Source organism: Gilliamella sp. B3892, assembly GCF_026536305.1.
Taxonomy (GTDB): Bacteria; Pseudomonadota; Gammaproteobacteria; order Enterobacterales; family Orbaceae; genus Gilliamella.
Window position 1 is genome coordinate 61778 of the sequence record NZ_JAFNOK010000001.1, and the last position, 16011, is coordinate 77788.

Sequence of the window (16011 nt, forward strand, 5' to 3'; positions counted from 1 at the left end):
AATTAAAATAAAAATTATTTAAATAAAATTGTGAGTTATTATGATGAATTGGGTTGATTTTACGATTATCGGTGTGATTGTTTTTTCCGCTTTGATTAGTATAGTGCGGGGCTTTGTTCGTGAAGCATTATCATTAATCAGTTGGGTTTTAGCGTTTTTTATTGCTAGCCGTTTTTATGTCTATATTACTGGCTATCTAACCTTTTTTGAAAGCGATATTATCCGTATTGCGGTGGCAATTGCTATTCTCTTTGTTGCGACATTAATTGTATGTGGGATTGTTTCTTATATCATCGCTCAATTAGTTCAAAAAACCGGGCTGTCGGGAACTGATCGTGTGTTAGGTATCTGTTTTGGGGTTTTGCGTGGCATTTTAGTGGTAGCGGCAGTACTCTTTTTTGTCGATACCTTTACGCCTTTATCCCAATCACCATATTGGACTCAATCACAATTAATTCCACACTTCCATTTTATTATTCGGTGGTTTTTTGATTTTATCCAACAATCGTCTTCATTTTTAGTACAGTAAGTCTTAGGGAGCATCGTATGTGTGGTGTGGTAGGTATTGTAGGATGTAGCACTGTTAATCAATCAATTTATGATGCCCTGACGGTTTTACAACATCGGGGGCAAGATGCGGCCGGTATTGTGACTATCGATGAGCAAAATCGTTTTCGCCTGCGCAAAGCAAATGGTTTAGTTAAAGATGTGTTTCAAGAACATCATATGCAGCGTTTACAAGGCAAATTAGGTATTGGGCATATTCGTTATCCGACTGCTGGTAGCTCCAGTCCTTCTGAAGCCCAGCCATTTTATGTCAACTCCCCTTACGGCATTGCACTGGCTCACAATGGTAATTTAACTAATACAGATCAACTGCGTGATAAAGTATTCGAACTTGCCAGACGTCATATCAATACCAATTCAGATTCTGAAGTTTTACTTAATGTTTTTGCCAGCGAGCTAGATAAGTTTCCCACTTATCCACTCAGTGCAGATAATATTTTCACAGCAATACATAATTTGCATAATATTATAAAAGGTGCTTATGCATGTGTTGCAATGATTATTGGACATGGTTTAGTCGCATTTCGTGATCCATATGGCATCCGCCCATTAGTGATTGGTAAACGGGTGGTTGAAAATCAAAAGGTTGAATATATGGTTGCATCGGAAAGTGTTGCACTCGATATTCTTGACTTTGAGTTTATGCGAGATGTCGAGCCCGGTGAGGCGATTTACATTACTCAAGATGGCCAACTTTACGCTCAACAATGTGCTGATAATCCTCAAAACTATCCATGTATATTTGAATATGTCTATTTTGCCAGACCTGATTCATTAATGAATGGGGTATCGGTTTACCAATCTCGCATTTCAATGGGGCAAAAGCTGGGACAAAAAATTGCCAGAGAGTGGAAAGATATTGATATCGATGTTGTTATTCCTATTCCCGAAACTTCCTGTGATGCAGCTTTAGAAATCGCAAGAATATTAAATAAACCTTATCGGCAAGGATTTGTTAAAAATCGTTATATTGGTCGAACATTTATTATGCCGGGTCAAAGCGCCCGCAAACTATCGGTTAGAAGAAAACTCAATGCTAATCGTATTGAGTTTGAAGGTAAAAATGTTCTGTTAGTCGATGATTCCATTGTGCGGGGAACTACTTCGGAAAAAATTTTAGAAATGGTGCGTTCAGTGGGTGCCAAAAAAGTTTATTTAGCTTCCGCTGCGCCGGAAATCAGACATCCAAATGTTTATGGTATTGATATGCCAATAGCAAGTGAACTCATTGCCTATAATCGAACAGTTGATGAAATCGCTCATGACATTGGTGCTGATAAACTTATTTTTCAAGATCTCACTGATTTAATTGATGCAATTAGACAAGAAAACCCGAAAATTGAACATTTTGAGTGTTCAGTATTTGACGGTAAATATATTACGGAAGGAATTGATAGCCGTTATTTTTCTTCTTTAGAACAGCAAAGAAGTACAATCAAAAATTCGCCTACCTTTAAAGAGTCTGAAAATCTGGAAATTTATAACGAAGAACAATGATTTTAATTGTCTTGATATCGGACAGCAAACATAGAAAAAAACTTGAAGTATCAATTTCAAGTTTTTTTTTACCTAAATCACAATTAACATGACATTTTTTTCAATTTTTTCTCTTTTGATGTTATTGTTAATGTCATTATTTTCAATAAATTACTCAAAACTGTTACTTTTTTTGTTTTTTTCTGTTTTATAACATATTGATAATTAAAGATAAAAAATATCTTTACAAAAATGTTAAAAAAAACTAATAAAATATTTTGCTAAATGACTTTTTTGTAATAAAATTCCCGTAACTTTAATTACTTTTGTAAAGAAATTTAAAGAACAAAAAATAGTAATATTAAAAACAATAAACTATTTTGGTAATATTTTTAAAAATCACAACTAATAACGACGATGCGGTATCAGAATTAAAAGTTTTGTTTCATACGCTTGTCAGTGGAATATAAGGAATAATTAAGATGAGAAAGAATCTTAATTTTACAGTAGTATCAGCACTTGTTATTGCCGCGTTGGGTTGGCAATCAGTTGCTAATGCAGTGGATACCAAAGTGTCGTCAAATACTGTTGATAGTAATAAAGTGTTTGAATTGAAAAACGGCGTAAAAGCTCGTGAGATGATCAATAATGAACGGCGTAGCTTATATCAAATCGCACTTGTGAGTGGCATTTCTGTTTCTGAGTTGCGAGAAATGAATGCTGGTCGATTTGATAAAAAAGATGTTGTTGATGTTGGTGAACTTTTAGTTCTACCTGAAAACTCACAAGTTTTACCTGCACTTACTACAAACAGTAATAAAACAGATAAGTATGAAAATCTACCTAGTCTAGGTTCTGATGATAACTATGATCCTAAGCAAAATAAAGATGCGCTTGCAACTCAAATCGCTTCAACGTTACAAACGTTAGCATCACAAGATTGGAAATCAATTACTTCTGCAGAAAATGGTGGTTTATCAGGCCATTTAAGAAATAAAGGTAAACAATACGCCGAAGATTACATTCGTAATGGCGTTAAAAATCAAGTTGTCGATCCGGTACGCAATACTGTACAAGACTTCTTAGGTCGTTTTGGTAAAGCTCAATTACAATTTAACTTAAGTGATAAAGGCAGCTTCGATAACGTTAATCTTAAATTGTTTAGTCCTTGGTATGATACTGACAGTACATTAATCTTTACTCAATTGTCATTTCAGGAATATGAACACAATCGACGTATAGGTAACTTTGGTATCGGTCAACGTTGGGATGTGGCAGATAATAAATGGTTACTTGGCTATAACGTATTTTTAGATCATGATTTCCAACGTTCGCACAACCGTTTAGGTATTGGTGCTGAAGCTTGGAGTGATTACATGAAGTTAGCGGTGAACTATTATCATCCACTATCTGATTGGAAAGATTCCAAAGATTTTGATGATTACTTAGAAAGAGCAGCGAAAGGTTATGATGTCCGTTTCCAAGGCTATTTACCTCAGTATCCACATTTAGGTGGTTCACTTATGTATGAAAAATACTTTGGTGATAAAGTTGCGCTATTTGGTAAAGATAATCTACAAAAAAATCCGAGTGCTTTAACTTTTGGTGTTGATTATACGCCAGTTCCTCTTATTACAATTAAAGCGGAACACAAGCATGGTCAAGATAGTAAAAAAGCTACTAATGCGCAGTTAACACTTGATTATCGTATTGGCGTGCCACTGAAAGACCAACTTGATCCTGATATGGTTCAACTTGCACGCTCCTTAAAAGGTAGCCGTACGGATTTCGTAGATCGTAATAACTTCATTGTTCTTGAATATAAAGACAAGAAAATGACAGTTGATTTAGGGCTTGAAGCAGTTCAATTGATTGAAGGACACAGCTATGGTGTCACAATTGGTGCTCATAATGTTAAAGGCTTATCTAAATTAACATGGTCAGGCGATATGTTAGATATTGATGCCGGAGGCGGTTTCTTATGTTCTAATATAGGAATTTGTACAACTTCTACATGGGCAAATCCACCGGCTGAACTCAATAACTGGAAAATTATTGCCCCTAACTATTTAGATGACAATGGTGACCGTCATCCAGTTAGAACTAATGGTAGATATTCATTATCGGTAACGGTAACGGATAACCGTGGTAAAACAGCAACATCTAATTCAGTTTCGTTTGAAGTATTACCTAACCCTGAGCTTCGTAAAGTTGGTGTATGGGCGATAGATCAAACAGGTAATCCAACTTCACTAATTAATCAAGATGCTGATGGACATAATAGCGTAACGTTATTAGCTAGCTTAGTAAAACCTAAATCAGGTGCGACAAGAAGTTGGAGCTTAGCAGATGATTTTGACGGTTTCAGTGATGCTTTACTGATGCAAAAAATTGGTAAAACATTCCAGTCATCAGTTTTAAATTTATGGACAGCTACAAGTAACGGTACGAAAGTAAACTTGATTGATGGTACTTCAGGCAATGTAAATTCTTGCCCGTCAAAAGAGCCTTGTATTATTGTTAAATCATTTGAACAAGTTAAGAAGGGCGGTAAGATTTCTGATAAAGCTTCGACTGCCGCAGGTGCTGAAGCATTAGGTGATACTTACACCATTGACGTTGCATCCAATTTTGTTGGCGTCGTAGATTTTACAGTTGCATTGGATCAATATGGTACATCATTTAATAAAGCGTCTGTAGACTTTGCTGGTGGCCAAGCTGGTTTAATTAAAGTTTATCGTAGTGACGGCGTATTAGTTGCGAGCACCGTTGGTAATACCCTTCAATTTGAACCAAGTGGTCCAAACGAATGGAAAGTTGGCAATGAGTACTATGTCAAAGCTTATAGTGTAGATGGTACAACTGAAATCACTGATCCTTTTGTAGTGTGGTCTTTGGTTGATGATAATAGTTCCGCTTGTCCGGGGAATGCAACAACAGCTGCACTACCAAACGCAATTGATAATCCTACCGGTCCATGGTTTAACGTAGGTATGGGGATAAATGCTCACTATACAATTAGAAGCCTTAACATGAATAGTTATGCTTCATCCGGAACAAGTATTAGTGCAGTTAATGGGGCGCCATCATACATAGATTGGACTCCAATTAATACCTCGCTACCGGCATGCGCTGGCGACCAAGGGTTTAAGTTGCAAGTTAGCGTTAATTAATAATAAGTTTCGGTTACCTGGTACATCAAATACTTAGGTAACCTAATAGGGAACACCCGAAAATGGTGTATTTATATAAATACAACATGTTAATTTAAAGAAAAATAGGAAGTTAAACATGAAAAATCTAACAATTAAAAAAGTGGCATTAGGCTTATTTATCGCTGGTTTTACAGCAAGTAGTGCTTATGCCGTAGATGGTACTGCATCAAGCCCAATCCAAGGTAATAAGCCTGTAATGTTTTCTAAAAACGTTAATACTGAACATACCATGACCCTTACTGTAACTACTGACCAAGCTGGTAATAACCTTGTTGGTGATACTAATGGCGTTAAAAATAAAGTTAAAGTGGGCGACTGGATTCATCTTAAATATGATTTAAGAGATGCCGATGGTGATACAGATAGCACTCAAGTTGTAAAAGATACACTTGAAGTTTATATCAAAAAAGATAGAACTAGCGCTACTTGGGATAAAGTTAATAATGTAACTTTTACTGCCACCAATACTGATGAAGAAGGTATAATTTCTTTCCAAATTACTAATGACTTTGCCGGTGCTGAAGTAGTTGGTTACCGACTTCAAGAAAAAACTACCTATGGTTTACCAGCTGAAAACGAATGGTTATATGTAAACGATATTTGGGCCAATACAGTTCCTGATCACCAAGGTAATAAAGTAGAGTTAGACACTGTTACCGGTGGTCCATTCGGTCCGGGTGATACTAACGGCGGTAACGGTACAGGTCCTATCGAAGGCAATGATACTAAGTTAGGTATCTTTAAAACCAATGGTAGTGGTACTATAGATAGAAGTGTTAACTATACCGCTGCTGGCGCTCCAGCACCTAAATACGGCGAAACATTTGCTGCTATAATATGGAACGATGATAATGGTGACGGCTTACCAAATAATGGCGAATCAGAAAAAACAGCTAACTATACTATAACATGGACATTAAGCGGTACTTATGCTGGTGTAACTGCATCTAATGACGCATTAACTACAGCTCAAGGTGTATCAGGAGCTAATGGCGATACAATCTACTTAGGTGATGTTAATGGTGGTAAGCACAACACCATTTATACAACATCAACTAATGGTTATGAAGCTGGTGCGCAAGGATTTAATCTTAAAGCTACTGGTTTATAATTTTAAATCATGTTGTGAAATTAAAAACCACTCGAAAGAGTGGTTTTTTTATAATTATGCTTTTTAATGAGTATTAGTGTTAAGGTATCTTGTTTAACTTAAATAATGAGCCTTTTATTATTTTAACCCTTAAACCTATATTTGATCGTAAATTTTACATTTGTTATTTCTGTCTGATTATTCAACGTAAACTCACCCTTTTTATTGCTCACCTTATGTTATAAAATAGAGAAAATTTAACTTAATTCAATCAATGATGAAAATTTCTTGGCAGGATCTTGAACCTGAAACTCTAAATAATCTTATACAATACTTTGTGTTACGTGAAGGGACTGATTATGGGTTAGAAGAAAAATCCCTACAAGATAAAGTTAATGATGTTAAGCAACAATTGGTAGATGGCAGAGCGGCAATCTTTTGGTCTGAACTTCATCAAACAATTGATATCAAACTTGTCAGATAACGACTTAAAATGATTGTATATTATTATATAATTTATTGTGTAACTTTGTTATAGTGTGCAAGAAGTCAGTAAAATGGAGAGGATGGCATAATGATTGGTAAACAGCAAACGGATACGACATTAGAATGGTTTTTATCTCATTGCCATATTCATAAATATCCTGCTAAAAGCACCCTCATTCATCAAGGAGAAAAAGCCGAAACTCTCTATTATATTTTAAAAGGATCTGTTGCTGTATTAATTAAAGATGATGACGGCAATGAAATGATTTTGTCTTATTTAAACCAAAATCAATTTCTTGGTGAACTTGGTCTCTTTGAAGAAGGAACTGAGCGAACAGCTTGGGTGAAAGCAAAAACCAGCTGTGAGGTTGCCGAAATTTCATACAAAAAGTTTAAACAACTTGTTCAAGTCAATCCCGATATCCTTATGCGTTTAGCCAGCCAAATGGCCAGCCGATTGCAGGTGACCTCTGAAAAAGTAAGTAACTTAGCTTTTTTAGATGTTGCTGGACGCATAGCACAGACTTTATTAAACTTAGCTAAGCAACCGGATGCAATGACTCATCCCGATGGAATGCAGATTAAAATTACCCGTCAGGAAATTGGGCAAATTGTTGGTTGTTCCCGTGAAACCGTTGGGCGAATATTGAAAATGCTGGAAGATCAGCACTTAATATCTGCCCATGGCAAAACAATTGTCGTTTATGGTACCCGTTAGTCGAATCGACATTAATAAAACATAATTTGAACAATGAATGATATATTACGAGATATTACATGACAAAAGAACGATGTATTCCAAGTCATGTGGCTATAATTATGGATGGTAATGGTCGCTGGGCTCAACAACGTAATCAATTACGAACTATTGGTCATCGAGCAGGCTTAAAAGCGGTGCGAAAAATTGTTATGTATGCGGCAAGTATCAATATAAAAGTACTGACTTTGTATGCTTTTAGCAGTGAAAATTGGAAACGCCCGGAAAAAGAAGTTTCGGCGTTACTTGCGCTTTTTATCTATGCTTTAAATCGAGAAATCAAAAAACTCAATAGTCATAATGTGCGGTTGAATATCATTGGTGATATCTCACGTTTTAATGATGAGCTACAAAATATGATTATTAAAGCTCAGCAGTTAACCAAAGATAACTCCGGTTTGGTACTTAATATCGCAGCTAACTATGGCGGCCGGTGGGATATACTGCAATCAGCTAAAAAAATGGCAACGCAAGTGGTAGAAGGTAAAATCAGTGTCGATGATATTACAGAAGATCATTTTAATTCTGCTATGAGCATGAGTGAGTTTCCTGATGTCGATTTAGTTATACGTACCGGTGGCGAATATCGAATAAGTAATTTCTTATTATGGCAGATTGCTTATTCTGAATTCTATTTTACAGATGTATTATGGCCTGACTTTAGTCAGACCTTATTTGATGAGGCGATCAACAAATTTAACAATAGAGAACGGCGTTTTGGTGGCGTTCGTAATGAGGATCATACATGCTAATTCACCGTATTTTAGCGGCACTTGTGCTTATCCCACTTGTAATCATTATTTTATTTTTTGCACCACTATCGGTATTTTCCTGCATAATCATTTTGGTTTGTGGGCTTGCTGCATGGGAGTGGACTCAATTTCTGCATATTAATCAAAAACAATCAAAGTTAATCTTTACGTTAATTGCTATTGTTTTGCTCAGTGTACTTTATTTTATGCCTGACTCATTAACATTTAAAGCGAGTCTATATAAAGTGATATTGTATTTATCGATTATTTGGTGGCTAGTTGCATTATGCCTGGTTGCTACATACCCTAAAAGTACCCAATATTGGTCTGATTGTAATGTCATAAAGTTATTATTTGCGTTTTTCACTTTAGTTCCGTTTTTTATAGGCATGATTCAATTACGATCGATTAATTATGTTTTTAACTCTTATCATGGGGCTATTTGGTTGCTGTATGTATTTGTGCTAGTATGGGCAACTGATACTGGTGCTTATTTTGCAGGTCGTACTTTTGGTAAACGAAAATTAGCGGCAAAAGTATCACCCGGAAAAACTATCGAAGGCTTCATTGGTGGCGTAGTTTTGTCCACAATAATTTGTGTTATAGCTTACTTTTCATTTTTCTTTAAAATTTCATTCAGTTTATTTTTGATTAGTTCTTTATGCGCCATTCTAGTCTCCGTTTTGGGTGACTTAACTGAAAGCATGTTTAAAAGAGAAGCGGGAATAAAAGATAGTGGGCACCTTATACCTGGCCATGGTGGAATTTTAGACCGTATAGATAGTTTAACTGCTGCCGTTCCTGTATTTGCTACTTTATCTTTGTATCTGTTATAAAGGGTTATTGATTTTGCTTTGGTCATTGTTGTTATTTATTGTAACTATCAGTATATTGGTGACCATACATGAATATGGGCATTTTCTGGTTGCCCGTATGTGTGGTGTTCAAGTAGAGTGTTTTTCCATTGGTTTTGGCAAAAAACTATGGTCACATAAATTTTCAAGTGGAACAGAATTGGTAATTGCTATGATTCCGCTTGGTGGTTATGTTAGAATGCTCGACGGAAGAACAGCTCAATTATCAGAAAATAGTGAAAAATTTGCTTTTGATAAAAAAAAGATTTGGCAACGAGCAGCAATTGTATTTGCCGGGCCTTTCGCTAATTTTATATTAGCGCTGATAATTTATTGGATTATATTTTTAATGGGCGTAGCAACTTATCCTGTTAAAATAAGAGATATAATACCTTCTACTCCTGTGGCGACAGTTGGCGTACCCGCTGGAGCAGAGTTAAAAACAGTTAATAATGTGAAGGTTGAAAGCTGGAATGATGTTAACCTAGCGTTGATTTCAGCTATGGGAAAATCTCAGGTTGATTTTTCTTATATTGATAATGCAGTTAATGATGATAATCATCAGGAAGTGCATAAAATGGTTAACATTAGCAATTGGCATTTTGATATTGAAAAAGATTCAGCCATAACAGCTTTTGGGTTTATACCTAAAACATTGGAAATTTATCCAATTGTGAGTAAAATTATACCTGGTTCCGCTGCTGAACAAGCCGGCTTAAAAGTAGGCGATATGATTATCAGCTATAATCAGCATCCATGTACAAATTGGGTTGATTTTACAAATACAATAAAAAAAGCGGGTACTATTGATTTAAAAGTAAATCGAAATAATGAAGATATTTATCTAAAGCTTGTACCAAAAGTTCAAAAAAATGGTGAAGGTGTTGCAGGGTTTTATCCAACATCTGATGCAGTTATAACGCAGTATGGTTTTTTAGAAGGATTTGATAAAGCATTAGGACAAACAGCATTAACAACCCAGTTAACTGTACGTTCACTTTATCAATTAGTAACAGGTGTTATTGGTTTAAAACATCTATCCGGACCAATAACAATAGCAAAAAGCGCAGGGCAAACAGCAAGTTATGGATTTACTCCTTACTTATATTTTCTAGCATTTATTAGTATAAGCTTAGGGGTTATCAATCTTGTTCCATTACCAATGTTAGATGGTGGGCATCTTATGTTTCTGTTTTTTGAAAAGATAAGAGGAAAAGCCCTATCAGATAAAGCACAAGAGCGTTTTCTTCGTGCTGGTTTGGTTTTATTAATGGTAATAATGGGAATTGCACTATTTAATGATTTTTTACGATTGTGATGGGATGAGGTTATAAACATTTACGATGAAAATAAATAAATTACTTATAGCATCTTTGCTGTTTAGTACAACAGCTGTGTATAGTTCCAATGCATTTTGTATGGATGATTTTGTTGTAAAAGATATTAAATTTGAAGGATTACAGCGTGTTACTGTCGGCGCTGCAATGCTTGAAATGCCAATCCAAATTGGTGACTATGTTAACGAATCCGATTTAGGGCATATTATTAAGTCACTTTACTCAAGTGGTAACTTCGACAATATTACTGTATCTCGTGATGGAGATAGATTAATTATTACTGTTGAAGAGCGTCCAACAATTTCAAGTATAACATTCGTGGGTAACAAATCTGTTAAAGATGACATGCTCAAGAAAAATCTTGATAGCACAGGAATTCGGGAAGGGGATGCATTAGATCGTACAATGCTTTCCGCTATCGAAAAAGGGCTAGAAGATTTTTATTACAGTGTGGGTAAATATAATGCCCGAATTAAGGCTGTTGTCACACCGTTATCTCGTAATCGCGTTGATTTAAAGCTAGAGATTGCTGAAGGCAAATCAGCTTTGATTGATCAAATTAATATTGTTGGCGCCAAAGCTTTCTCATCTGAAGAGTTAATTTCACGTTTCTCTTTAAGAGATGAAGTGCCTTGGTGGAACATGCTTGGTGATCGCAAATATCAAAAACAAAAATTAGCATCTGATTTAGATGAATTACAAAGTTTTTATTTAAATCGTGGTTATGCACGTTTTAATATTGAATCGACTCAAGTCAGTTTAACGCCGGATAAAAAAGGCATTTACGTTACAATAAATATTCATGAAGGTGAACAATATAAACTATCCGAATTGGATTTTAAGGGTAATTTTGCCGGCCATAAAGATGCGATTGCCAAAATAGCGCAAGATAAGGTATCAATCGGTGAACTGTATAATGGTAAAAAAATCACTGAAATTGAAGATAGTATCAAACGCTTACTTGCTAACTTTGGTTACGCTTATCCTCATGTTTCCATTCAACCGGAAATGAATGATGAGAACCATACGGTTAATTTAATCGTTATGGTTGATGTTGGTCAACGTTATTATGTGCGTAATATTAAAATTAGCGGAAACAACATATCGAGCGAAACGGTAATTCGGCGAGAACTGCGCCAAATGGAAGGTTCTTGGTTAAGTAATGGTTTAGTTGAACTGGGTAAAGATCGGTTAAATCGTTTAGGCTTTTTCGATAGTGTTGAAGCAAGTACTGAACGTGTACCAGGCATCGATGATCAAGTAGATGTCATTTATAAAGTCTCGGAGCGTAATACCGGTAGTATCAAATTAGGTGTCGGTATTGGTTCAGACAGTGGTATTAGTTTTAATGCCGGTATCACTCAAGACAACTGGTTAGGAACAGGTAATAGCGTTTCATTCGATATAAATACCACCAGTAGTGATAAAACAGCATCATTATCTATTGTTGATCCATTCTTTACTATCGATGGCGTTAGCTTAGGTGGAAGTGTTTATTATAACACTTATAAAGCCGATGATGATGATGATGAATCTGAATATTCAAGTAAAACCTGGGGCGCTTCAGCAAACTTAGGTTTTCCAATCAGTGAAAATAATTTCCTTCGCTTTGGTACTGAATATGCTAACCATAAATTATCTGATATGAGACCTCAGTATGGTATGTGGCGTTATTTCGATAAAATGGGCGAAAAAACCAAAGATAAAAATTCATTATCTTTTGATACCAACGATTTATTATTAAATGCTTATTGGACATATAATTCATTAGATCGTGGCTTTTTCCCTACGGAAGGTTTGAAAATGACGGCAAGTGCTAAAGTGACTGTGCCAGTTTTCGACAACCGATTCTATAAATTCATAAGTGATGCATCTTACTATTATCCACTTGATAATGATCATAATTGGATATTTTTAACTCGTGGTCGATTAGGTTATGGTGGTGGATTCGGTGGTAAAGAGTTACCATTCTACGAAAACTTCTATGCTGGTGGTTCAACCGTTTTACGTGGATTTAAGTCCAATACAGTTGGTCCTAAAGCTGTTTACTTGAATCGCAATGGTTGTCGTAATTTAGGTGATACCAAAGGGTGTGAAAGCTCAAAAGATGCCGTAGGCGGTAATGCGATTGCATTTTTAAGTACGGAATTAATTGTGCCGACTCCATTTGCAGGCGAGAAGTATTCGGATAGTTTAAGAACATCAGTTTTCTTTGATGCTGGCACTGTGTGGGATACTCAATGGGACTTGAAAGGACGTAATCTTCCTGACTATAGTTCTCCTTCTGATATTAGAATGTCAGCAGGTGTTGCTGTTCAGTGGATGTCTCCATTAGGGCCATTGGTGTTCTCATATGCTCAACCATTGAAGAAATATAATGGTGATTCAGCACAACAATTTCAATTTAATATAGGTTCAACATGGTAATTCCATGTTATAAGTAAATAAAATACACATAGGTGAAAAAAGTGAAAAAAATTATTAGTATTTTGGGGATTAGTTTTGCATTACTCTTTACTGGTATGGCAAATGCTGAAATTAAAATTGGCGTAATTGATGTAATGACTGTCTTGCAAAAAATGCCGCAGCGTGAACAAGTTAGCAATGATCTGAACAAGAAATTTGAATCAAGAGCCAAGGCATTAGCGGAAGAAGAAAAGAAAGCTAATGATGCATTAGCACGTCTTAAAAAAGACGGTTTAACATTGTCAGCTTCTGAAAAAACAAAACTAAACAAAGTTGTTTCTGATTTTGAAAATAAAGCTAAAGCATTTACTGAAGAGTATCGTAAAGTTGAAGCCGAAGAAGCTAACAAATTGTTGAAAAAAATTCAAGATGCCGTCAAAGAGATTGTTGAAACAGAAAAATACGATCTTGTATTAAAAGCTGAAGCGACATTATCTGCTTCAGATGCTGTTGATATTACAGATAAAGTATTGGAAAAGGTTAAAAAATAATGTTTGCTTTTCGTTTAGAGCAACTAGCTAAGCAACTTGATGCAACGTTACATGGTGATGGTAATTTAACCATCACTGGTATTGCATCAATGAAAAGTGCCGCACCCGGACAAATTACTTTTTTGTCTGATAAAAAATTACAAAATCAATTATCACAATGTAACGCTTCTGCTGTTGTCATGACTGAAGACAGTCTTAACCATTGGCACGGCGCTGCACTGGTTGTAAAAAATCCTTATCTTACTTATGCAAAATTAGCTCAACTTCTTGATACCACGCCCAAGCCGGCTGAAGATATAGCTGTATCGGCTGTTATTGATTCTACGGCTAAGTTAGGTCGCAATGTTTCTATTGGTGCAAATGCAGTTATCGAAAGCGGTGTAGTGCTAGGCGATAATTGTATTATTGGTGCGGGTTGTTTTATTGGTAAAAATACTGTAATTGGTGCCAATACAAAATTATGGGCTAATGTCACCGTTTATCATAACTGTGTGATAGGTGATAACTGCCTGATTCAATCCTCTACAGTAATTGGTGCTGATGGATTTGGCTATGCTAATGATAAAGGTAAATGGATTAAAATACCTCAATTAGGTCGAGTTGTGATTGGCAACGATGTTGAAATTGGTGCATCGACAACTATCGATCGCGGGGCATTAGATGACACCATTATCGGTAATGGGGTTATTATCGATAATCAATGTCAAATTGCTCACAACGATATCATTGGTGACCATACAGCAGTTGCTGGTGGCGTTATTATGGCCGGTAGTCTAACCATTGGCCGCCATTGCTTAATCGGTGGAGCGAGTGTGATTAACGGGCATATGGAAATATGTGATCAAGTTACTGTGACCGGTATGGGAATGGTAATGCGACCGATAACAGAGCCGGGTGTTTACTCTTCAGGTATTCCACTGCAAGAAAATAAAGTATGGCGAAAAACGGCTTCGTTAGTATTACATATTGATCAAATGAATAAACGCTTGAAGGCGCTTGAGAAGAAACTATTAAATGTCTCGACGTAGGCGTTAACGGTGAGTATAATGCTTGCCTATTTTATAAATTTTTTTAGCTCAATTATCATTCTAAAATAATTATGAGCAGATATTATTCAATAATTTCGAGGTATAAAGATGCAAGTTTCGGTTGAAACAACACAAGGTTTAGGTCGTCGTTTATCAATTACAATTAAATCAGAAGACATTACAAAAGCGGTTGATAAAGAGCTTATTAATACCGCCAAAAAAGTGCGTATTGATGGTTTCCGTAAAGGAAAAGTACCTTTAAAAATTGTTGAACAACGTTATGGCGCTTCTATTTTACAAGATGCATTAAGTGATTTAATGCAACGAAATTTCGTTGAAGCAATTATTCAAGAAAAATTAAACCCGGCAGGTGCACCTGTTTATACTCCAAAAGAATATAAAAATGGAGAAGATTACACTTTTACTGTTGAGTTTGAAGTTTATCCTGAAATAAAAGTTAAAGATTTAGATAAAATCGAAGTTGAGAAACCAGTTGCTGAAGTTGTTGATGCCGATGTTGATACTATGATTGAAACATTACGTAAACAACAAGGCACTTGGAAAGAAGTTAATGAACCAGCTAAAGAACAATATCGAGTAACATTGGATTTTGTTGGTAAAGTAGATGGCGAAGAATTCGAAGGCGGCAAAGCAAACGATTTTGTTTTAGTGTTAGGTCAAGGTCGAATGATTCCTGGTTTTGAAGATGCTATTATCGGGCACAAAGCTTCAGATCAGTTTGATATTAACGTTACCTTCCCGGAAGATTACCATGCTGAGAATTTAAAAGGTAAACCAGCAGTATTTGCAGCAACGTTGAAAAAAGTAGAAGAGTTAGAACTTCCGGAATTGACTGAAGAAGTCATTAAAAGATTTGGTATTGCAGACGGTACAATTGACAGCTTACGTAACGAAGTTCGTAAAAATATGGCTCGTGAACTTAAAGCAACTATTCGTAATAAAATTAAAGCGCAAGTTATCGACGGTCTAATTAAAAACAACGAAATCGATATTCCTTCAGCATTAGTTGACCGTGAAGTTGATGTATTACGTCAGCAAGCAGTGTCACGCTTTGGCGGTAATGTGAAGCAATCTATGGATCTTCCTAAAGAGTTATTTGAAGCAGAAGCTAAACGTCGTGTATCAGTTGGTTTATTATTTAGTGAAATCATTGAAAGCAATAAACTTAAAGCCGATGATGCACGTGTTCAATCATTAATTGATGACATTGCAACTGCATACGAAGACCCGAATGAAGTTTCTGAATATTATCGTAACGATAAAAAAGCAATGGATAATATTCGGTCTGTTGCGTTAGAAGATCAAGTTGTCGATCTTTTATTAGAGAGTGCTAAAGTAACAGATAAAAACTATTCGTTTTCTGAATTAATGAACCAGCAAGCATCTTAGTTCACTCGCTGTTTTAATTAATCAAAATATTGTTATTAAAGCCCAAATAAGGATTAATTGTTTGGGCTGTTTTATTTAATTA

At 35.7% G+C, this 16011-nt stretch carries 13 protein-coding genes; all 13 read left to right on the forward strand.

The genetic code is table 11. From position 1 onward, the window contains the following. Positions 1–43 precede the first annotated feature (43 nt). The 13 genes from J3U74_RS00280 to tig all read left to right on the forward strand — a co-directional run bounded on the left by J3U74_RS00280 (position 44) and on the right by tig (position 15929). The gene (locus tag J3U74_RS00280; RefSeq protein WP_366518669.1) at positions 44–529 is read left to right on the forward strand and encodes a CvpA family protein; all 486 of its coding nucleotides are present in this window, start codon (positions 44–46) and stop codon (positions 527–529) included. A 17-nt stretch (positions 530–546) separates the two neighbouring features. Beyond that, positions 547–2064, forward strand: coding sequence for an amidophosphoribosyltransferase (purF, locus tag J3U74_RS00285; RefSeq protein ID WP_267329890.1), 1518 nt, complete (start codon positions 547–549; stop codon positions 2062–2064). 461 nt (positions 2065–2525) lie between these two features. Then, complete coding sequence (locus J3U74_RS00290; RefSeq protein ID WP_267329891.1) at positions 2526–5216, forward strand: inverse autotransporter beta domain-containing protein; 2691 nt, start codon at positions 2526–2528, stop codon at positions 5214–5216. Between the two features lie 118 nt (positions 5217–5334). Next, positions 5335–6369: a hypothetical protein gene (locus tag J3U74_RS00295; RefSeq protein ID WP_267329892.1), complete on the forward strand. Its 1035-nt coding sequence runs from the start codon at positions 5335–5337 to the stop codon at positions 6367–6369. 256 nt (positions 6370–6625) lie between these two features. Next, the gene (locus J3U74_RS00300) at positions 6626–6832 is read left to right on the forward strand and encodes a YheU family protein (protein ID WP_220219657.1); all 207 of its coding nucleotides are present in this window, start codon (positions 6626–6628) and stop codon (positions 6830–6832) included. Between the two features lie 87 nt (positions 6833–6919). Next, on the forward strand, positions 6920–7552 hold the full coding sequence (crp, locus tag J3U74_RS00305) for a cAMP-activated global transcriptional regulator CRP (RefSeq protein ID WP_220219656.1): 633 nt from the start codon (positions 6920–6922) through the stop codon (positions 7550–7552). A 59-nt stretch (positions 7553–7611) separates the two neighbouring features. Continuing rightward, positions 7612–8343: an isoprenyl transferase gene (locus J3U74_RS00310; RefSeq protein WP_267329893.1), complete on the forward strand. Its 732-nt coding sequence runs from the start codon at positions 7612–7614 to the stop codon at positions 8341–8343. After that, positions 8337–9179, forward strand: coding sequence for a phosphatidate cytidylyltransferase (locus tag J3U74_RS00315; RefSeq protein WP_267329894.1), 843 nt, complete (start codon positions 8337–8339; stop codon positions 9177–9179). Before J3U74_RS00310 ends, J3U74_RS00315 begins: the two co-directional genes overlap by 7 nt. A gap of 13 nt (positions 9180–9192) precedes the next feature. Then, a complete protein-coding gene (gene rseP, locus J3U74_RS00320) occupies positions 9193–10515 on the forward strand; it encodes an RIP metalloprotease RseP (RefSeq protein WP_267329895.1) in 1323 nt (440 codons plus the stop codon). A gap of 25 nt (positions 10516–10540) precedes the next feature. Beyond that, the gene (gene bamA / locus J3U74_RS00325; protein ID WP_267329896.1) at positions 10541–12961 is read left to right on the forward strand and encodes an outer membrane protein assembly factor BamA; all 2421 of its coding nucleotides are present in this window, start codon (positions 10541–10543) and stop codon (positions 12959–12961) included. 41 nt (positions 12962–13002) lie between these two features. Then, a complete protein-coding gene (locus tag J3U74_RS00330; protein WP_220218095.1) occupies positions 13003–13491 on the forward strand; it encodes an OmpH family outer membrane protein in 489 nt (162 codons plus the stop codon). Further along, complete coding sequence (gene lpxD / locus J3U74_RS00335; protein ID WP_220218094.1) at positions 13491–14519, forward strand: UDP-3-O-(3-hydroxymyristoyl)glucosamine N-acyltransferase; 1029 nt, start codon at positions 13491–13493, stop codon at positions 14517–14519. The genes J3U74_RS00330 and lpxD overlap by 1 nt, the downstream gene beginning before the upstream one ends. A gap of 108 nt (positions 14520–14627) precedes the next feature. Next, positions 14628–15929, forward strand: a complete 1302-nt coding sequence (gene tig / locus J3U74_RS00340; RefSeq protein WP_267329897.1) for a trigger factor — start codon at positions 14628–14630, stop codon at positions 15927–15929. Positions 15930–16011 lie beyond the last annotated feature (82 nt).